The organism is Candidatus Competibacter denitrificans Run_A_D11 (assembly GCF_001051235.1).
GTDB lineage: Bacteria > Pseudomonadota > Gammaproteobacteria > Competibacterales > Competibacteraceae > Competibacter_A > Competibacter_A denitrificans.
On sequence record NZ_CBTJ020000027.1, the window covers coordinates 189,807 to 206,352 of the forward strand.

The window sequence follows — 16,546 nt, forward strand, 5'->3', positions numbered from 1 at the left end:
TCCATGAGGACATGACATGGTTATGAAAATCGAAAAGAAAATCGTCTCTTACAGCGTCGTCAACACTCATGATACAGTACCCACGCCGACGGCCGAGCCGCATTCATCAGTCCAGCAGATGCATGAAAGCGTCGCCCGCCCTGAGACTCTATCGGGTGCGACTTACAAAGTTAAAACCCCCCTGTCCGATCATGCCCTCTACATCACCATTAACGACATCGTACTGAACCAAGGCACGGAACATGAGGTACGCCGCCCGTTTGAGATTTTTATCAACTCGAAGGCCATGGACCATTTTCAATGGATTGTAGCGCTGACCCGCATCATCTCGGCTGTCTTCCGTAAGGGAGGCGATGTGACATTTCTGGTCGAGGAAATGCGCTCCGTGTTCGACCCCAAGGGGGGCTACTTCAAAAAAGGCGGTAAATACATGCCTTCGTTGGTGGCGGAAATCGGTGATGTGATCGAATCGCACATGCGTTCAATCGGCTTGCTTGGCGACAATGGCCCCGATGAACGCCAGCGCAAGCTCATCGCCGAGCAGCGCAATAAATACGAAGTCGGGATGAAAGCCATTGAGGATGCGGGCGAGGATAGCTTTCCTCCAGAATCGACACTGTGCGGTAAATGCCAAACTAAGGCCGTCATCGTAATGGATGGCTGTTTAACATGCCTCAACTGTGGCGACTCCAAATGTTCTTGAAGCAAGACCGCTAACCCACACCCATTATGCTCGCTTGATTCGAGACCAATCATGCATCCAGAACAGCTACCTGATCAGATGACGGCCATTGAAATTACCGAGCCTGGTGGCCCGGAAAAATTAGTGAGTAGTCGGCGGCGGCTTCCGCAACCGACAGCGGGTGACGTATTGATTAAAGTTGCTTACGCTGGCGTCAATCGCCCCGATTGTCTACAACGCCAAGGTGCCTATCCACCACCACCAGGCGCTTCTGATATTCCGGGCCTCGAAGTGGCCGGAACCGTGGTAAAACTTGGTCAAGGCGTTGAGATTTGGAAAGTCGGCGACCCGGTTTGTGCCCTGCTGACTGGGGGCGGTTATGCTGAATATTGTACTGTGCCGGCCCTGCAATGCCTGCCTATTCCCATGGGTTTCACCTTGCAGCAGGCCGCCGCCTTACCGGAAACCTTCTTCACCGTGTGGAGTAATCTCTTCGACCGTGCTCAACTAAAACCTGGTGAAACATTGCTGGTTCATGGTGGCGCGAGCGGGATCGGCACCACTGCTATTCAGCTTGCAAAAGCCTTGGGCGCGCGAGTTTTCGCCACCGTCGGCGGCGCCGACAAAATTCAACCCAGTTTAGATTTGGGGGCCGAGCGAGTTATCAATTACCGCGAAGAAGATTTTGTCAGTGTGATCAAGGAAATAACCCATAACCAGGGTGTCAACGTGATCTTGGATATGGTGGCCGGCGATTATGTACAGCGCAATCTCAGCGCATTAGCGGTGGACGGGAGGCTAGTATTCATCGCTTTTCTGCGTGGTGCTAAGATGGAGTTAAACCTAGCACCAGTGATGATGAAGCGCTTGACGATCACCGGCTCGACGTTGCGAGCGCGGCCTATCGCGGATAAAGCGCCCATTGCCGACTGCCTGCGCAAAACTGTTTGGCCGCTGCTGGCTAATGGCACTATCAAACCGATCATCTACCAGACTTTCGCATTAGCCGACGCCCCTGAAGCGCACCGGCTGATGGAATCCAATCGCCACATTGGTAAGATCCTTCTTCGCGTACTTTGATCTGGCCAACCCCTTCGCCGTTTAGACCTTCCGCGACAATCCCCACGAGAAGTGCATCAACGAGAGTTGCGCAATCATTACTTAATTATTAATTTTGCGTTGCAACAAAAACGGATTTATGCTGTCATTTAGTAGGATTTAGCGCTTTGTACAGGCTCAGCAACCTATGAAGCGACTAACAATCAACTACTATTATTCTTGCGCAGCTTGTCATTGTCAGATGGGAAATTTAGGAGTTCTGGCTAAGGAATAGGCCCGAAAGCAAGTATCGCTACAGGTAAGAGGTTAATAACATGCGTCAAAATCACACGCTCCAGCATTCGTTGGTCTGGTTCGAGAACGGTGGATGGTGGTTCAAAATACTTGGAGAATGCTTCGGGCCTTACAAAGAGATGCTTGAGGCTCGCTATAATCTTTTAATAATTCAAGGCTTAAGTTTTCAGCTCCGCCAAGCGATATCACATTAAGGACTGCTGATTGCAGTCCTTAATCATCAGATCTCGAAAACCAAAGATCGATTTTAAACGGAGAGATGGCTTAGTGTAGCGGTTGCTACAGTTTGCGCGCAAAGACGGCGGGAAATGGCTGAATGATTAAAAAATGGCTGGGCGATTTACTTATTAGTCAGTCGTTGGCACGACGGCCGGCCGATCTAACAGCTCCACATACGCCAAAGGCGCATTATCACCGACTCGGAACCCGCATTTTAGAATACGCAGGTAGCCGCCAGGCCGTGATTTGAAGCGAGGTCCCAGCTCGTTAAACAGTTTGGTAACTACGTCACGGTCACCTAGCCGAGCAAACGCTAGGCGTCGGTGGGCAACGCTGTCTTGTTTCGACAAGGTAATCAACGGCTCTGCGACCCGGCGCAATTCCTTGGCCTTAGGTAAGGTCGTTCGGATAACCTCGTGAGTAAAGAGCGAAGTCGCCATATTAGATAGCATGGACTTGCGATGGCTACTGGTGCGATTGAATTTGCGGCCGGCTTTACGATGGCGCATGAGAAAGTTCCTTAACGACTTTCAAACAAAAATTAAACCAGGGATAAACTCAGATGATGCCTTGATCATCCGGCATCATCGGAATCACTGCTCGCCGTTGATCGGACATCGAATTTGGAGGGTTTTTCCGTCTCCAAAATATCACCGGCCGCGCCTATCGCTGAACGGCGTGCTGCGGCACGTTCTTCATTTTGCTCAATACTCAGATGAGGCGGTGGCCAATTATCGACCTTCATCCCCAGAGAAAGCTTGTACTTGGCCAGAACGTCCTTGATTTCAGTCAAGGATTTCTTACCAAGATTCGGAGTTTTCAACAACTCCGATTCTGTCCTCTGCACGAGATCACCGATGTAATAAATACTTTCGGCCTTCAAACAATTCGCTGAACGGACCGTAAGCTCCAGATCATCGACCGGCTGCATCAAAACCGGATCAATATCCACCAAAGGAGGTGGCGCCGGTTCATCCCGCTTGCCTTTAAGATCCACAAACACCGACAGTTGATCCAGCAGAATCCGGGCAGCGGTGCGAATCGCTTCTTCAGGATCAATGGTACCGTTGGTTTCCAGGGTGAGAATCAGCTTGTCGAGATTGGTGCGCTGTTCGACTCGGGCGCTCTCAACCCGGTAGCTGATCCGCTCCACAGGGCTGAAAGAGGCATCTAACCGTAGCCTACCGATTGAACGAGTCTCGCCATCACCACTTTCCCGCTGAGTAGCAGGTAAGTAGCCGCAACCCCGTTCAACCTTGAGCCGCATGTTTAGCTCACCGCTCTTGGTCAAATGAGCGATGATATGGCCCGGATTGATAATCTCGACCGCATGGCCTCCTACGATATCGCCGGCCACGACCGGACCCGGCCCTTTTTTGGTCAGGGTCAGGTTCGCTTCTTCTGCCCCTTCCTGCAAGCTGACAGCTACCCCCTTAAGGTTGAGGAGAATATCAATGACATCTTCCTGCACACCTTCAACGGTGGAATACTCGTGCAAAACCTGCTCGATTTCACACTCGACGATTGCAGCCCCAGGAATCGACGAGAGCAAAATCCGGCGTAGGGCATTGCCGAGCGTATAACCAAAGCCGCGCTCCAGCGGCTCTACGGTTACCTGCGCCAAACGAGGCGCCAGTTTTTCCACCTCGACGCGGGTCGGTTTTAGCAAATCAAATGCGCCCAGCATCCGTTTTCCCTCGAAATCGATCACTTGGAATAAAGCTCCACGACCAATGATTCGTTGATATCGGCCGACAAATCGCCGCGATCGGGAATACGCTTGAAGACACCGCTCATCTTAGTAGCGTCCACATCGACCCACTCAGGAAAGCCGTGGCCTTGGGCGAGTTGTAACGAATACTGGATACGTGTCTGATTGCGGCTTTTCTCGTGTATCGCCACCACGTCTTCGGGCATGACCTGATAGGAGGGGATATTGACCCGCTGGCCATTGACGGTCATTGCCCGATGAGAAACCAATTGCCGGGCTTCCGCTCGAGTACTACCAAAACCCATCCGATACACTACGTTATCTAATCGGCACTCCAACAGTTTCAGCAGATTCTCGCCGGTGGAACCCTTACGGCGAGCCGATTCCTTGTAATAATTAAGAAACTGGCGCTCCAGTACCCCATAAATCCTGCGCAATTTTTGCTTTTCGCGCAATTGCAACCCGTAATCGGAAAGACGCGGGCGGCGGGCACCATGCTGACCCGGGGGGCGCTCTAAATTACATTTTGATTCCAACGGTCGAGCCGACGACTTCAAAAACAGATCCATGCCTTCCCGGCGGCTCAATTTACACTTTGGACCGAGATATCTCGCCACAGTATTACTCCCGGACTAGACGCGACGACGTTTCGGAGGACGGCAACCGTTATGCGGTATCGGTGTCATGTCCATGATGCTCATAATTTTGAAGCCGGCAGCGTTCAATGCACGCACGGCCGACTCTCTACCAGGCCCTGGACCTTTGACGTTGACCTCAAGGTTTTTTACGCCAAATTCCTTGACCACATTCCCCACCCGTTCGGCGGCAACTTGCGCCGCAAACGGCGTACTCTTGCGAGAGCCGCGAAAGCCCGAACCGCCCGACGTCGCCCAACCCAAGGCGTTACCCTGACGGTCGGTGATCGTGATAATGGTATTATTGAACGAAGCATGGATATGGGCGATCCCATCCACGACATTTTTCTTGACGCGCTTGCGCGTTTTTGCAACCGGTTTTGCCATTCTCCGACCTATGCCAGCGGAATTCTAAAAATTCAGGTGATCTACTTTCGCACTGCGCGGCGCGGACCCTTGCGTGTCCGAGCGTTGGTACGGGTACGCTGACCACGCACCGGCAAACCCCGCCGGTGGCGCAGCCCACGATAACAGCCGAGATCCATCAAGCGTTTGATGCTCATGGATACTTCACGGCGTAAATCGCCCTCCACAGTATGCTTGCCCACTTCGGCGCGCAGCGCATCGACTTGGGCTTCGTTCAAATCACGCACTTTTGTTTCAGCAGCGACCTCAGCGGCCTCACAAATCTGGCGGGCGCGGGTTTTGCCGATCCCGTAAATCGCCTGTAGCGCGATGACCGTGTGCTTATTGACCGGAATATTGATGCCTGCAATACGGGCCATGCCTTAAAGCTCCTCCTACCGTACGGGATGCTTGCCGCGCAAAAAGCGGAAATTTAGCTTACCCGGCCAAGTAAATCAATAGCAAATCGCATTTCAACCCTGCCGCTGTTTGTGGCGGGCGTCCTTACAGATCACCCGAACCACACGGTCCCGGCGAATAATCTTGCAATTACGGCAAATTTTCTTAACTGAAGCACGAACTTTCATTTCGTTGTTCTCCAAATTCAAGCGGACGCCTGCTCAGATGCATCAGAACGCCAAAACCAGATATGGCGGCTGATCAGGGCTTAGCGCATTAAACCCTGGCCCTTGAAGCTACTTTTTTTCAGCAGGCTCTCGTATTGATGCGACATCAAATGCGCCTGAACCTGGGCCATGAAATCCATAACGACTACCACAATGATCAGCAGTGAAGTGCCGCCAAAATAGAAAGGCACCCGCCAGTACAAAATCAAAAATTCCGGGAGCAAACAAACCACAGTGATATAGGCAGCGCCGATCAGCGTAAGGCGAGTCAACACCTTATCGATGTAGGTGGCTGTCTGCGCCCCTGGTCGAATACCCGGAATAAAGGCACCGGACTTTTTCAAGTTGTCGGCGGTCTCCTTGGAATTGAAAACCAAGGCAGTGTAGAAAAAACAGAAAAAGATGATCAGGCCAGCATACAGTAAAACATACAGCGGTTGCCCCGGAGAGAGCGCCGAGCTGATCTGCCGCAACCATTCCATGCTGGGGGCGTTACCAAACCAACTGCCCAGCGTCGCTGGAAATAAAATGAGACTGGAAGCAAAAATGGGCGGTATTACACCCGACATGTTGAGCTTCAGCGGCAGGTGAGTACTCTGGGCCGCGTAAACACGCCGACCTTGCTGGCGCTTGGCGTAATTCACCGTGATCCGCCGTTGACCACGCTCGACAAACACCACAAAACCAGTCACTAAGATGGTTAGCGCAAGCAAGAACAGCACCAGCATCACATGCAGTTCACCGGTACGCGCCAGTTCCAGCGTCCCACCCACTGCGTGCGGCAATCCGGCAACGATACCAGCGAAAATCAGCATTGAAATCCCATTGCCAATCCCGCGTTCGGTGACTTGCTCACCCAGCCACATGAGAAAAACAGTTCCAGCCACCAAGCTAATGGTCGCAGTCAGGATAAACCCGACGCCTGGCGCGACGACGACCGAAGTACCTCCCGCCATTTGATTTTGTAGCGCAATGCTAACGCCTACTCCCTGGAATGCTGCCAAAATCACTGTCAAATAACGAGTATAACGAGTCAGTTTATGCCGCCCGGATACCCCGCCTTCCTTGCGCAACTGCTCCAGCGACGGCACCACCATCGACATCAACTGCAAGATGATCGAGGCGGAAATATACGGCATCACACCCAAGGCAAAAATACTTAAACGGCTAAGGGCACCGCCCGAAAACATGTTGAACATGTCAAGGATAGTGCCGCGCTGTTGGTCAAACAGTTGCGCCATCGCATGTGGGTTAATACCAGGCACCGGAATATGCGTGCCGATACGGAACACCACTAAAGCTCCCACTAAAAACAAGAGCCGCTGACGCAGCTCAGTCATCTTGCCGAGATCCGGCAGGGCTGTCGCCATTGTGTTTACTCGATGATCGTCCCGCTTGCCGCCAATACCGCAGCGCGGGCGCCTGCTGTGAATGCCAAGCCCCGCAAGGTAACTGCTTTCGTCAATTTGCCAGAGACAATGACCTTCGCTTGTTTGGCGAAAATCGGCACGATATTGGCCGCTTTAAGCACTGCCAAATCAATGATCTCCGCATCAAGCTTAGCCAGGGCACCCAACCGGACTTCGGCAGTATCCTTGGCGGTCATGGAATGGAAACCCCGCTTAGGAAGACGGCGCTGCAAAGGCATCTGGCCGCCTTCAAAACCGACTTTATGATAGCCACCAGATCGCGCGTGTTGGCCCTTATGGCCGCGCCCACCAGTCTTACCAAGCCCAGAACCAATCCCACGCCCGACCCGTTGTTCGGATGGGCGGCTGCCGGCGGTGGGCTTTAGGGTATTAAGACGCATAACTTCAAGCCTCCTGGACTTTCAGCAGATACGAAACCTTGCGGATCATGCCCCGATTTTCCGGGGTATCGATCACCACCGCGCTGCTGTGCATACGCCGTAACCCCAGCCCGCGGACACAGGCTTGATGCGCAGCCAACCGGCCATGCACACTTTTAATCAAGGTCACTTTCAATTTATCGGCCATAAGGCTCAGCTCCGAATTTCATCAACCGTTTTGCCGCGCTTGGTGGCCTGATAATCGGGCGATTTCATCGTGCTTAAGCCCCGAATGGTTGCCCGCACCACATTGATCGGATTGCGCGAACCCACACATTTAGCCAGTACATCCTTAACGCCGACCACATCAAATACAGCGCGCATGGCGCCACCGGCGATAATCCCCGTCCCTTCGGAAGCAGGCTGCATGAACACCTGGGCAGCACCATGCTCGGCAGTGACCGGATATTGCAGAGTCGTTCCGTTCAAGGGCACTTTATGCATATTCTTCCGGGCCTTATCCATGGCTTTTTGAATCGCCATCGGGACTTCGCGGGCCTTACCGTAACCTAAGCCGACCCGACCATTGCCATCACCCACCACCGTCAGCGCGGTGAAGCCGAATTGCCGGCCCCCCTTGACCACCTTGGCTACCCGATTGACCGCAATCAGCTTTTCTTGTAAGCCGTCACTATTCTGCGAACCTTCTACATTGATCGCCATCGTCTTTATTCCTTAAAACTCCAAACCATTCTCGCGCGCGGCGTCGGCTAAAGCCTTAACCCGGCCATGATACATAAACCCCGAGCGGTCAAAGGCCACTTTAGCGATCCCAATCGCCTTGGCTTTTTCAGCAATCGCCTTACCCACTAGCTTGGCGGCGGCAATATTTCCCGTGCTCTTAAGCGTTTGACGCAAGGCTGGTTCCAAAGTGGACGCAGCAGCCAGCGTCTGGTCACCGCTCGGTGCCGGCAGGATAATCTGGGCATAGATATGGCTCGGGGTACGATAGACACAAAGCCGATGAACACCCAGCTCGCGGATTTTATGCCGAGCCCGTAACCCACGCCGCAGGCGCACGGTCTTTTTATCGGCAGCTTTCTTATCCATGGCGAATCCTTACTTCTTCTTGGCTTCTTTCAGAATGATGGTTTCATCGGCGTAACGCACACCCTTACCCTTATAAGGCTCAGGTGGCCGATAAGCGCGAATCTTGGCCGCCACTTCACCGACTTGCTGTTTATCGACCCCCTGGACGATGATCTCGGTCTGGGTAGGGGTCTGAATCGCGATGCCGTCCGGCACTTTAAATTCGACGGGATGAGAGAAACCAAGCGTCAAATTCAATACGTTGCCTTGAGCTTGGGCTTTGTAACCAACGCCCACCAACTGTAGCTTCCGCTGAAATCCTTGAGAAACGCCTTGCACCATGTTGTTGAGCAGCGCTCGCATCGTGCCGGTCATCGCTCGATATTTAGCCTCGTTGGTCAAGTGGCGCGGGCTGAGCCGCAACTCGCCGCCTTCCTGCTGTACCTCCACCCAAGGATGGATATGCAGTTCAGCCGAACCATTTTTGCCCTTGAGGGCAACATGTTGGCCCTCAATCGTCACATTGACACCGGAGGGTAATGAGATAGGTTTCTTGCCGACCCGCGAGGTGCGGATTTTGGATTCCTTGATCACGGTTGCCATGTAACTGCTCCCTTAAGCTACGACGCACAGGACTTCGCCACCATGCCCGGCCGCTCGAGCCGCCCGGTCGCTCATCAGCCCCTGGGGCGTCGATACGATAGCGATGCCCAAGCCATTCATCACCTTCGGCAGATCATCCTTACCCCGAAATACTCGCCGACCAGGACGGCTGACTCGTTCAATCCGGTCGATCACTGGCTGACCCTCGAAATATTTCAGGGTCACCACCAGCGCCTTTTTACTGGGATCAGTTTGCACGACTGCGAAGTCACTGATATAGCCTTCATCGCGCAACACCTGCGCAATCGCCATCTTCAACTTGGAGGCAGGCATACTGACCTGAGTCTTAGCCGCCGTTTGGGCATTGCGGATGCGCGTTAGCATATCCGCGATAGGGTCCGTCATACTCATTTTTTCACATTACTCCGCGGGGTCAGTCTTGGGGCCACCGCTGGTGCGGGGCAAACCCTGAACTTAAGCGCTTAATTCAGCCCGCCTAGGGGCTAAGTGTCTTCACCAACTCGCCTTGCGCAGGCCGGGTATATCGCCACGCATCGCCGCTTCACGCAGCTTGTTACGGCCCAGGCCAAACTTGCGATAGAAACCGCGAGGCCGCCCCGTCAGGCGACACCGATTTTTCAATCGACTCGGACTGGCATCACGCGGTAAAGCCTGCAATTGCCGCTGCGCTTCCCGCCGCTGCTCATCACTGTGATTGAGGTCCTGTATGACCTCCTTCAACGCAGTGCGCTTCGCGGCATACTGGGCCACGACACGCGCCCGCCGCACCTCGCGGTTGATCATGCTCAGTTTAGCCACATCCTGATCCTCAATTCCGAAATGGAAAATTAAACGCAGCCAGCAACGCACGCCCTTCTTCATCGGTGCGGGCATTGGTGGTGATGGTGATATCCAGGCCACGGATGGTATCGATTTTGTCGTAGTCGATTTCGGGAAAAATAATCTGTTCCCGCACGCCCAGGCTGTAATTGCCGCGACCGTCGAAAGCCCGCCCGCTGAAACCACGAAAATCACGAATACGCGGGATCGCGATGTTGATCAGCCGATCCAAAAATTCATACATCCGCTCACGCCGCAGCGTCACCTTGCAGCCGATTGGCCAACCTTCGCGAATCTTGAAGCCGGCAATCGACTTACGTGACAGCGTAACCACCGGCTTTTGGCCGGCAATCTGCGTCAGATTACTGACCGCATGCTCCATGATTTTCTTATCGGCGACCGCTTCACCGACACCCATATTCAGAGTGACCTTAGTGATACGCGGTACTTCCATGATATTGCGATAATTGAACTGTTCGCGCAGCTTGGGCGCCACCGTTTCGCGATAATGCTGTTGCAGTCGGACCATGGTCGCTCCCTCAGGCATCGACAACTTCTTGATTGGACTTGAAGTAACGCACCTTCCGCCCATCCTCTAGCAACCGAAAACCAACCCGATCACCCTTATTGGTGGCGGGATTGAACAGCAGCACATTGGACAGGTGAAGCGCCGCTTCACGCTCGACGATGCCTCCTGCAACGCCACGGGCCGGATTGGGTTTAGTGTGGCGCTTGACCATATTGATGCCGGCGACAATAACGCGGTCACCCTCGATCATCCGTACCACCTTGCCGCGCCGACCTTTGTCTTTGCCAGCGATGACGATGACCTCATCGTCTTTTCTAATTCTACGCATTACCGCCTTCCTCCCGTCTCACAAGACTTCTGGAGCCAGGGAAATGATTTTCATGAACCGCTCACCGCGTAACTCGCGGGTGACTGGCCCAAAGATACGAGTGCCGATTGGCTCCAACTTATTGTTGAGCAGCACCGCCGCATTGCCGTCGAAACGGATCAACGAACCATCTGGGCGCCGCACACCCTTGCGGGTTCGCACCACAACGGCATTGTAGACCTCGCCCTTGTTGACCTTACCGCGTGGGATCGCATCCTTGATACTGACTTTAATGATATCGCCAATGTGCGCATAACGACGGTGGGAACCGCCGAGCACTTTGATGCACATCAGCCGGCGGGCGCCACTGTTATCGGCGACATCCAACATTGTTTGCATCTGAATCATGGTTCATCATTCCGGTTACGGAGTTTGGAAATCGCCAAGGTTGCGGCGATGGTACTGTCTGTTACGGTGATCATTGGGCGCGCTCAACGATCCCAACCAAGGCCCAAGCCTTCGTTTTGGCCAGCGGCCGAGATTGCTTGATCGTCACCAAATCGCCCTCGCGACATTCGTTCTGCTCGTCATGCGCATGCAGCTTGGTGGTCCGCCGGATGTACTTACCGTAAACGGGGTGCTTGACGAGCCGCTCAATCGCGACAGTAATGGTTTTATCCATCTTGTTGCTGGTCACGCGCCCCGTCAGGGTGCGTTCAGTCTGTCGAAGTTCAGTGCTCATGCCTTGCCCACCTTTTCACCCATCACCATTTTGACCCGGGCGATGTTACGCCGTGCCTGCCGGAACAGGTGGGGCTTGCTGGTTTGGCCCGTCGCCCGTTGCATCCGCAGATTGAATTGCTCACGCAACAACGCCAGCAGCTCTTGCTGAAGCTCATCTCGGTTTTTCTTTCGTAGCTCGGTCGTATTCATCACATCACCGTCCGGGTCACAAAAATCGTTTGCACCGGCAGTTTAGCCGCCGCTAAGCGAAAGGCTTCGCGGGCAATCGCTTCGGTTACCCCTTCCACTTCATACAGCACGCGACCCGGCTTGACCTTGGCAACCCAGAACTCGACGCCACCCTTACCACTGCCCATCCGCACTTCCAACGGCTTCTTGGTAATCGGCTTATCGGGAAAAATGCGAATCCACACCTTGCCACCACGTTTGATGTAGCGATTAATGGCACGCCGCGCCGCTTCAATCTGGCGAGCGGTCAACATCCCACGAGTGGTGCACTTTAACCCGTACTCGCCGAAACTCACCCAGGTGCCGCTGGTGGCGACGCCGGTATTGCGCCCCTTTTGCTGCTTGCGGAATTTCGTTCTTTTCGGCTGTAACATAATCCGTCTCGTCTATAAACGAAGGAACTCCGCGTCGTTCGGCGCGGAGTTCCATAATCATCCGATCAACCAGCGGCCGCCTTTTCGGGCTTCGCTTCACCTGGACGGTCGAAACCGAAGACTTCGCCCCGGAAAATCCAGACTTTGATCCCGATCACGCCATACGTCGTTTGGGCCTCGGCAAGACCGTAGTCGATATTGGCGCGCAGCGTATGCAAAGGCACTCGACCTTCGCGCGTCCATTCGGTTCGTGCGATCTCGGCGCCATTCAAGCGGCCAGAAACTTGTATTTTAATCCCCAAAGCGCCCAAGCGCATAGCATTGGTCACTGAGCGCTTCATAGCTCGGCGGAACATGATACGCCGCTCCAATTGTTGGGCAACACCTTCCGCCACCAATTGCGCATCCAGTTCAGGCTTGCGAATTTCCTCGATATTAAGCTGTAAATCTTTGATATCAAGGCCCATCATGCGAGCGACTTCCCTGCGCAGCGCTTCAATGTCTTCGCCTTTCTTACCAATCACCACACCGGGTCGAGCCGTGTGGATCGTGATACGCGCCAAGCGGGCCGGCCGCTCAATTTGAATCCGGCTGACTGAGGCGTTGGCCAGTTTCTTTTTGAGATACTGGCGAACCTTCAGATCGGTTTCCAACAGATCGGGAAAATTCCTGCTGTTGGCATACCACTTGGAGGTCCAATCGGACGCGATCCCCAACCGGATACCTGTCGGGTTAACTTTCTGGCCCATTCTCGTTCTGACTCCTGATTTATTCGGCGACGGTCACGGTAATGTGGCTGGTGCGCTTGACGATACGATTGCCGCGCCCTTTGGCACGAGCGTGCATCCGTTTCAGCACCGGGCCTCCATCCACTTGAATGATGGCTACTTTAAGCTCATCGATATCGGCGCCCTCATTATGCTCAGCGTTCGCAATCGCCGATTCAAGAACGCTCTTGATCAGTTGGGCTGCTTTCTTATTGCTGAACTTCAGAAGTTGCAGCGCCCGTTCCACCGGTAGGCTGCGCACCTGATCGGCGACTAGCCGAGCTTTCTGAGGCGAAATGCGGGCATGTTTCATGACAGCGACAGCTTGCATTGGAACGCCTCTCCCTATTTCGATTTTTTATCGGCGGCATGGCCGCGATAGGTTCGGGTGGCGGCAAACTCGCCTAACTTATGGCCCACCATATTTTCGGTCACCAAAATCGGTACATGTTGCCGGCCATTGTGGATTGCCATCGTCAAACCCACCATATCCGGCAAAATCATCGAGCGTCGCGACCATGTTTTGATCGGCCGCTTTACGTTGGTCGCTATCGCCTGCTCCACCTTCTTCACTAGATGGAGATCGACAAACGGCCCTTTTTTAATCGAGCGTGGCACGTTATTTATCCTCTCGGTTGGCTCGCCCGCACTTTAGCGAGGCGACCGATCACCCCGGTAAGGGCAACTGTCTGCATCATTTCGCTTTACGCCGGCGCACGATCAACTTATCGGTGCGCTTATTGGAGCGAGTCTTATGGCCCTTGGTGGGCAACCCCCACGGCGATACCGGATGACGACCACCCGATGTCCGGCCTTCGCCACCACCATGGGGATGATCCACCGGGTTCATGGCCACCCCGCGCACGGTCGGCCGGACACCCCGCCAGCGCTTGGCACCGGCTTTACCGAGTGAGCGCAAGTTATGCTCCTCGTTGCCGACCTCGCCAATGGTCGCCTTGCAATCGACATGCACCCGACGGATTTCACCGGAACGCAAACGCAATGTGGCATAGCTGCCTTCGCGGGCCACCAGTTGCACGGAAGCGCCGGCGCTACGGGCGATCTGCGCGCCTTTACCTGGCCTAAACTCCACGCAATGCACCTGGCTACCGACCGGAACGCTACGCAATGGCAGCGTGTTGCCCGGCTTGATCGGCGCAGCGGGACCCGACATTAACAGCGCACCCACCTCTACACCGCGCGGGGCGATGATATAGCGACGTTCGCCGTCGGCGTACAGCAGCAAAGCGATATGGGCGCTGCGATTCGGGTCGTATTCCAGACGCTCGACCTTGGCCGGAATACCGTCCTTATCACGCTTAAAATCAACCAAGCGGTAATGCTGTTTATGGCCACCACCCTGATGCCGGGTCGTGATGCGGCCCAAGTTGTTGCGGCCACCATTATGCGTCTGTTTTTCAAGCAAGGGCGCGTGCGGCCGGCCTTTGTGCAAGCCCGGACTAACGACCTTGACCACGAAACGCCGGCCGGGCGAAGTCGGTTTGGTCTTGACAATCGGCATGGAGATTTACCTTAGTTTCCGCGTGACAGAGTGATGGACATACCCTACTCCGCCACCAAAAAATCAATTTCATGGCCGGCTTCCAGCGAGACGTAGGCTTTCTTCCAGCCTGAACGTCGCCCGAAACGCCCACCGAAACGCTTGTTCTTGCCCTTGACGTTGAGCACCGTAACGCCCTTAACCTTCACGTTGAACAGCGACTCAACAGCGCCCTTGATCTCCGGCTTCGTGGCGTCATCCCGCACTCTAAACACGACTTGGTTAGCACTTTCGGCAACTCGGCTCGCCTTCTCGGAAACATGGGGAGCCAAGAGAATTTGCAGTAACCGTTCTTGACTCATGCTAACCACTCCCCGACACGCTGCGCCGCACCAACCGTCATCACCACTCTATCGGACCCAACCAAACTCACCGGATCTAACCCCACCGTATCGACCACGGCCACATTGCGCAGGTTACGGGCAGACAGGTAAAGATTAACATCCACCTCGTCGCTCACCAGCAAAACGCGGTTTTGTTCAGCCAAGCCCAAAGCGGTCAGCCAGGCGATCATCTGCTTGGTTTTCGCTTCAGCCATGTCCAGCGCATCAACAACCAGCAACCGATCCTGGCGCAATAGTTCAGAGAAAATGCTCCGCATGGCAGCACGATACATTTTCTTGTTCAGCTTTTGCGAATGATCCTGCGGCCGGGCTGCGAAAGTGACACCGCCACCACGCCATAGAGGACTACGACTGCTGCCTGCCCGAGCACGGCCTGTGCCCTTCTGCCGAAAAGGTTTAGCGCCACCGCCGCTGACCTCGGAGCGAGTTTTTTGGGCGCGTGTACCGGCACGACCACCCGCCAGATAAGCGACCACCGCTTGGTGGACCAAGCCTTCGTTAAACGGCCGAGTAAACGTTTCATCCGCCAGAGTAAGCTGGCCAGAAACTGCACCGCTTGCGTTTTTAATCTGAAGTTCCATGGTGTTTCCTCAGCGGCGCACTTTGACAGCGGGCCTGATCAGCACATCGCCGCCTTTCGCACCCGGTACCGCGCCCTTGATCGCCAGCAAGTTGCGCTCAACATCGACTCGAATTACTTCCAGGTTTTGTACACAACGCTGAGCGGCGCCGAGATGACCCGACATTTTCTTGCCCTTGAACACTCGACCAGGACTTTGGTTCTGACCAATGGAACCGGGGGCACGGTGGGACAGTGAATTACCGTGTGTTGCGCGCTGACTGCGAAAATGATGGCGCTTAATGGCTCCGGCGAAGCCCTTGCCAATCGTGGTGCCGGTCACATCGACCTTTTGTCCGGTTTGGAACACATCCACCTTTAATTCGGCGCCAACGGCGATCTCAGCACCTTCATCACCGTTCAGGCGGAACTCCCATAGGCCACGACCTGGCGCAACCCCAGCTTTAGCGAAATGACCGACCATCGGTTTAGTCACTCGGCTGGGTCGGCGACTGCCAACTGTAACCTGCAAGGCACGGTAGCCATCGGTCTGTTCCGTCTTAACCTGAGTGACGCGGTTAGGCTCCACTTCGATCAAGGTTACAGGTATCGAGACGCCGTCCTCCGTGAACACGCGAGTCATCCCGGCCTTGCGGCCGACGAGTCCTATTGCCATTTTTTTCTCAACCTCTTTTTATCGGCGGCTGCGGGCCAGAGGAAGGGAAGGCGCCCTTCATGGCCGGATTGCATACCCCTAAATTCAATCAATCAATTCAGTTTGATCTGCACATCCACGCCAGCGGCGAGATCAAGCCTCATCAGCGCATCGACCGTCTTATCTGTGGGATCGACGATATCCATCAATCGCTTGTGAGTACGCAATTCGTACTGATCACGAGCATCCTTATTGACGTGTGGCGAAATCAGCACCGTAAACCGTTCCATTTTGGTCGGTAAGGGGATTGGACCACGCACTTGAGCGCCGGTGCGCTTGGCGGTTTCGACAATCTCCCGCGCCGATTGGTCGATCAAGCGGTGATCGAACGCTTTAAGGCGGATGCGAATACGCTGGTTAGTCATGGCCGCTCACTCAATAATTTTAGCGACGACGCCGGCGCCGACGGTGCGACCACCCTCACGGATGGCGAAGCGCAGGCCCTCATCCATGGCAATGGGCGCAA

Annotated in this window: 30 protein-coding genes and 1 pseudogene; 2 read left to right on the forward strand and 29 right to left on the reverse strand. The window is 54.5% G+C overall.

Annotated features, from left to right (window positions below; translation table 11 throughout):
- The first annotated feature begins 16 nt into the window (after window positions 1-16).
- On the forward strand, window positions 17-703 hold the full coding sequence (locus BN873_RS05705; RefSeq protein ID WP_048671560.1) for a TSCPD domain-containing protein: 687 nt from the start codon (window positions 17-19) through the stop codon (window positions 701-703).
- A gap of 51 nt (window positions 704-754) precedes the next feature.
- Window positions 755-1,762, forward strand: coding sequence for an NAD(P)H-quinone oxidoreductase (locus BN873_RS05710; RefSeq protein WP_048671562.1), 1,008 nt, complete (start codon window positions 755-757; stop codon window positions 1,760-1,762).
- A gap of 620 nt (window positions 1,763-2,382) precedes the next feature.
- Here BN873_RS05710 and rplQ read toward each other — a convergent pair.
- The 29 genes and pseudogenes from rplQ to BN873_RS19355 all read right to left on the reverse strand — a co-directional run.
- Complete coding sequence (gene rplQ / locus BN873_RS05715) at window positions 2,383-2,763, reverse strand: 50S ribosomal protein L17 (RefSeq protein ID WP_048671564.1); 381 nt, start codon at window positions 2,761-2,763, stop codon at window positions 2,383-2,385.
- A gap of 203 nt (window positions 2,764-2,966) precedes the next feature.
- A pseudogene (locus BN873_RS05720) lies at window positions 2,967-3,941 on the reverse strand (DNA-directed RNA polymerase subunit alpha); the annotation flags it as partial.
- A gap of 20 nt (window positions 3,942-3,961) precedes the next feature.
- Window positions 3,962-4,582, reverse strand: a complete 621-nt coding sequence (gene rpsD / locus BN873_RS05725; protein ID WP_048671566.1) for a 30S ribosomal protein S4 — start codon at window positions 4,580-4,582, stop codon at window positions 3,962-3,964.
- Between the two features lie 15 nt (window positions 4,583-4,597).
- Window positions 4,598-4,987: a 30S ribosomal protein S11 gene (gene rpsK / locus BN873_RS05730; protein WP_048671568.1), complete on the reverse strand. Its 390-nt coding sequence runs from the start codon at window positions 4,985-4,987 to the stop codon at window positions 4,598-4,600.
- A 41-nt stretch (window positions 4,988-5,028) separates the two neighbouring features.
- Window positions 5,029-5,385, reverse strand: a complete 357-nt coding sequence (rpsM, locus tag BN873_RS05735; protein ID WP_048671570.1) for a 30S ribosomal protein S13 — start codon at window positions 5,383-5,385, stop codon at window positions 5,029-5,031.
- 93 nt (window positions 5,386-5,478) lie between these two features.
- Window positions 5,479-5,592: a 50S ribosomal protein L36 gene (gene rpmJ / locus BN873_RS19350; RefSeq protein ID WP_082161111.1), complete on the reverse strand. Its 114-nt coding sequence runs from the start codon at window positions 5,590-5,592 to the stop codon at window positions 5,479-5,481.
- 80 nt (window positions 5,593-5,672) lie between these two features.
- On the reverse strand, window positions 5,673-7,001 hold the full coding sequence (gene secY / locus BN873_RS05740; RefSeq protein WP_048671572.1) for a preprotein translocase subunit SecY: 1,329 nt from the start codon (window positions 6,999-7,001) through the stop codon (window positions 5,673-5,675).
- A gap of 5 nt (window positions 7,002-7,006) precedes the next feature.
- Window positions 7,007-7,441, reverse strand: a complete 435-nt coding sequence (gene rplO, locus BN873_RS05745; protein ID WP_048671575.1) for a 50S ribosomal protein L15 — start codon at window positions 7,439-7,441, stop codon at window positions 7,007-7,009.
- 4 nt (window positions 7,442-7,445) lie between these two features.
- A complete protein-coding gene (gene rpmD / locus BN873_RS05750) occupies window positions 7,446-7,628 on the reverse strand; it encodes a 50S ribosomal protein L30 (RefSeq protein WP_048671578.1) in 183 nt (60 codons plus the stop codon).
- A gap of 5 nt (window positions 7,629-7,633) precedes the next feature.
- Complete coding sequence (rpsE, locus tag BN873_RS05755) at window positions 7,634-8,143, reverse strand: 30S ribosomal protein S5 (RefSeq protein WP_048671580.1); 510 nt, start codon at window positions 8,141-8,143, stop codon at window positions 7,634-7,636.
- Window positions 8,144-8,155: 12 nt separating this feature from the next.
- Complete coding sequence (gene rplR / locus BN873_RS05760; RefSeq protein WP_048671582.1) at window positions 8,156-8,530, reverse strand: 50S ribosomal protein L18; 375 nt, start codon at window positions 8,528-8,530, stop codon at window positions 8,156-8,158.
- Window positions 8,531-8,539: 9 nt separating this feature from the next.
- Window positions 8,540-9,112: a 50S ribosomal protein L6 gene (gene rplF / locus BN873_RS05765; protein WP_048671584.1), complete on the reverse strand. Its 573-nt coding sequence runs from the start codon at window positions 9,110-9,112 to the stop codon at window positions 8,540-8,542.
- A gap of 12 nt (window positions 9,113-9,124) precedes the next feature.
- Window positions 9,125-9,523: a 30S ribosomal protein S8 gene (gene rpsH / locus BN873_RS05770; protein ID WP_048671586.1), complete on the reverse strand. Its 399-nt coding sequence runs from the start codon at window positions 9,521-9,523 to the stop codon at window positions 9,125-9,127.
- 102 nt (window positions 9,524-9,625) lie between these two features.
- Window positions 9,626-9,931, reverse strand: a complete 306-nt coding sequence (gene rpsN, locus BN873_RS05775) for a 30S ribosomal protein S14 (RefSeq protein WP_048671588.1) — start codon at window positions 9,929-9,931, stop codon at window positions 9,626-9,628.
- Between the two features lie 10 nt (window positions 9,932-9,941).
- Window positions 9,942-10,481 (reverse strand): 50S ribosomal protein L5, encoded by a 540-nt coding sequence (rplE, locus tag BN873_RS05780; RefSeq protein WP_048671590.1) that lies wholly within the window; start codon window positions 10,479-10,481, stop codon window positions 9,942-9,944.
- A 10-nt stretch (window positions 10,482-10,491) separates the two neighbouring features.
- On the reverse strand, window positions 10,492-10,809 hold the full coding sequence (rplX, locus tag BN873_RS05785; protein WP_048671593.1) for a 50S ribosomal protein L24: 318 nt from the start codon (window positions 10,807-10,809) through the stop codon (window positions 10,492-10,494).
- Between the two features lie 18 nt (window positions 10,810-10,827).
- Window positions 10,828-11,196: a 50S ribosomal protein L14 gene (gene rplN, locus BN873_RS05790; protein WP_048671597.1), complete on the reverse strand. Its 369-nt coding sequence runs from the start codon at window positions 11,194-11,196 to the stop codon at window positions 10,828-10,830.
- Between the two features lie 70 nt (window positions 11,197-11,266).
- Window positions 11,267-11,530: a 30S ribosomal protein S17 gene (gene rpsQ / locus BN873_RS05795; RefSeq protein WP_048671600.1), complete on the reverse strand. Its 264-nt coding sequence runs from the start codon at window positions 11,528-11,530 to the stop codon at window positions 11,267-11,269.
- The gene (gene rpmC / locus BN873_RS05800) at window positions 11,527-11,721 is read right to left on the reverse strand and encodes a 50S ribosomal protein L29 (protein WP_048671602.1); all 195 of its coding nucleotides are present in this window, start codon (window positions 11,719-11,721) and stop codon (window positions 11,527-11,529) included. The genes rpsQ and rpmC overlap by 4 nt, the downstream gene beginning before the upstream one ends.
- On the reverse strand, window positions 11,721-12,134 hold the full coding sequence (gene rplP, locus BN873_RS05805) for a 50S ribosomal protein L16 (RefSeq protein WP_048671604.1): 414 nt from the start codon (window positions 12,132-12,134) through the stop codon (window positions 11,721-11,723). The genes rpmC and rplP overlap by 1 nt, the downstream gene beginning before the upstream one ends.
- Window positions 12,135-12,199: 65 nt before the next feature.
- Window positions 12,200-12,883 carry a 30S ribosomal protein S3 gene (gene rpsC / locus BN873_RS05810; protein ID WP_048671606.1) on the reverse strand — a complete coding sequence of 228 codons (684 nt, stop codon included), beginning with the start codon at window positions 12,881-12,883 and terminating at the stop codon, window positions 12,200-12,202.
- Window positions 12,884-12,902: 19 nt separating this feature from the next.
- Window positions 12,903-13,232: a 50S ribosomal protein L22 gene (rplV, locus tag BN873_RS05815; RefSeq protein WP_048671609.1), complete on the reverse strand. Its 330-nt coding sequence runs from the start codon at window positions 13,230-13,232 to the stop codon at window positions 12,903-12,905.
- A gap of 14 nt (window positions 13,233-13,246) precedes the next feature.
- On the reverse strand, window positions 13,247-13,519 hold the full coding sequence (gene rpsS / locus BN873_RS05820) for a 30S ribosomal protein S19 (RefSeq protein ID WP_048671611.1): 273 nt from the start codon (window positions 13,517-13,519) through the stop codon (window positions 13,247-13,249).
- Between the two features lie 76 nt (window positions 13,520-13,595).
- Complete coding sequence (gene rplB / locus BN873_RS05825) at window positions 13,596-14,423, reverse strand: 50S ribosomal protein L2 (RefSeq protein WP_048671613.1); 828 nt, start codon at window positions 14,421-14,423, stop codon at window positions 13,596-13,598.
- A 44-nt stretch (window positions 14,424-14,467) separates the two neighbouring features.
- Entirely contained in the window at window positions 14,468-14,764 is a 297-nt protein-coding gene (rplW, locus tag BN873_RS05830; protein ID WP_082161112.1) for a 50S ribosomal protein L23, read from the reverse strand.
- Entirely contained in the window at window positions 14,761-15,387 is a 627-nt protein-coding gene (rplD, locus tag BN873_RS05835; protein WP_048671618.1) for a 50S ribosomal protein L4, read from the reverse strand. Before rplD ends, rplW begins: the two co-directional genes overlap by 4 nt.
- A 9-nt stretch (window positions 15,388-15,396) precedes the next feature.
- The gene (rplC, locus tag BN873_RS05840) at window positions 15,397-16,041 is read right to left on the reverse strand and encodes a 50S ribosomal protein L3 (protein ID WP_048671620.1); all 645 of its coding nucleotides are present in this window, start codon (window positions 16,039-16,041) and stop codon (window positions 15,397-15,399) included.
- A gap of 92 nt (window positions 16,042-16,133) precedes the next feature.
- The gene (gene rpsJ, locus BN873_RS05845) at window positions 16,134-16,445 is read right to left on the reverse strand and encodes a 30S ribosomal protein S10 (RefSeq protein ID WP_048671621.1); all 312 of its coding nucleotides are present in this window, start codon (window positions 16,443-16,445) and stop codon (window positions 16,134-16,136) included.
- A gap of 6 nt (window positions 16,446-16,451) precedes the next feature.
- The coding region (locus tag BN873_RS19355; RefSeq protein ID WP_076547599.1) for an EF-Tu C-terminal domain-related protein at window positions 16,452-16,546 on the reverse strand (95 nt) is incomplete at its 5' end.

Bases quoted from the DNA above. Each gene is read 5' to 3' on its own strand.
- rpsE (WP_048671580.1), bottom strand. From the start codon at position 8,143: ATGGCGATCAATGTAGAAGGTTCGCAGAATAGTGACGGCTTACAAGAA.
- secY (WP_048671572.1), bottom strand. From the start codon at position 7,001: ATGGCGACAGCCCTGCCGGATCTCGGCAAGATGACTGAGCTGCGTCAG.
- rpsC (WP_048671606.1), bottom strand. From the start codon at position 12,883: ATGGGCCAGAAAGTTAACCCGACAGGTATCCGGTTGGGGATCGCGTCC.
- rpmJ (WP_082161111.1), bottom strand. From the start codon at position 5,592: ATGAAAGTTCGTGCTTCAGTTAAGAAAATTTGCCGTAATTGCAAGATT.
- rplO (WP_048671575.1), bottom strand. From the start codon at position 7,441: ATGCGTCTTAATACCCTAAAGCCCACCGCCGGCAGCCGCCCATCCGAA.
- rpmD (WP_048671578.1), bottom strand. From the start codon at position 7,628: ATGGCCGATAAATTGAAAGTGACCTTGATTAAAAGTGTGCATGGCCGG.
- rplF (WP_048671584.1), bottom strand. From the start codon at position 9,112: ATGGCAACCGTGATCAAGGAATCCAAAATCCGCACCTCGCGGGTCGGC.
- rplD (WP_048671618.1), bottom strand. From the start codon at position 15,387: ATGGAACTTCAGATTAAAAACGCAAGCGGTGCAGTTTCTGGCCAGCTT.
- rpmC (WP_048671602.1), bottom strand. From the start codon at position 11,721: ATGAATACGACCGAGCTACGAAAGAAAAACCGAGATGAGCTTCAGCAA.
- BN873_RS05705 (WP_048671560.1), top strand. From the start codon at position 17: ATGGTTATGAAAATCGAAAAGAAAATCGTCTCTTACAGCGTCGTCAAC.
- rplX (WP_048671593.1), bottom strand. From the start codon at position 10,809: ATGCGTAGAATTAGAAAAGACGATGAGGTCATCGTCATCGCTGGCAAA.
- rplE (WP_048671590.1), bottom strand. From the start codon at position 10,481: ATGGTCCGACTGCAACAGCATTATCGCGAAACGGTGGCGCCCAAGCTG.
- rplQ (WP_048671564.1), bottom strand. From the start codon at position 2,763: ATGCGCCATCGTAAAGCCGGCCGCAAATTCAATCGCACCAGTAGCCAT.
- rpsM (WP_048671570.1), bottom strand. From the start codon at position 5,385: ATGGCCCGTATTGCAGGCATCAATATTCCGGTCAATAAGCACACGGTC.
- rplN (WP_048671597.1), bottom strand. From the start codon at position 11,196: ATGATTCAGATGCAAACAATGTTGGATGTCGCCGATAACAGTGGCGCC.
- BN873_RS05710 (WP_048671562.1), top strand. From the start codon at position 755: ATGCATCCAGAACAGCTACCTGATCAGATGACGGCCATTGAAATTACC.
- rpsK (WP_048671568.1), bottom strand. From the start codon at position 4,987: ATGGCAAAACCGGTTGCAAAAACGCGCAAGCGCGTCAAGAAAAATGTC.
- rpsJ (WP_048671621.1), bottom strand. From the start codon at position 16,445: ATGACTAACCAGCGTATTCGCATCCGCCTTAAAGCGTTCGATCACCGC.
- rplC (WP_048671620.1), bottom strand. From the start codon at position 16,041: ATGGCAATAGGACTCGTCGGCCGCAAGGCCGGGATGACTCGCGTGTTC.
- rplV (WP_048671609.1), bottom strand. From the start codon at position 13,232: ATGCAAGCTGTCGCTGTCATGAAACATGCCCGCATTTCGCCTCAGAAA.
- rplR (WP_048671582.1), bottom strand. From the start codon at position 8,530: ATGGATAAGAAAGCTGCCGATAAAAAGACCGTGCGCCTGCGGCGTGGG.
- rplP (WP_048671604.1), bottom strand. From the start codon at position 12,134: ATGTTACAGCCGAAAAGAACGAAATTCCGCAAGCAGCAAAAGGGGCGC.
- rplW (WP_082161112.1), bottom strand. From the start codon at position 14,764: ATGAGTCAAGAACGGTTACTGCAAATTCTCTTGGCTCCCCATGTTTCC.
- rpsH (WP_048671586.1), bottom strand. From the start codon at position 9,523: ATGAGTATGACGGACCCTATCGCGGATATGCTAACGCGCATCCGCAAT.
- rpsQ (WP_048671600.1), bottom strand. From the start codon at position 11,530: ATGAGCACTGAACTTCGACAGACTGAACGCACCCTGACGGGGCGCGTG.
- rplB (WP_048671613.1), bottom strand. From the start codon at position 14,423: ATGCCGATTGTCAAGACCAAACCGACTTCGCCCGGCCGGCGTTTCGTG.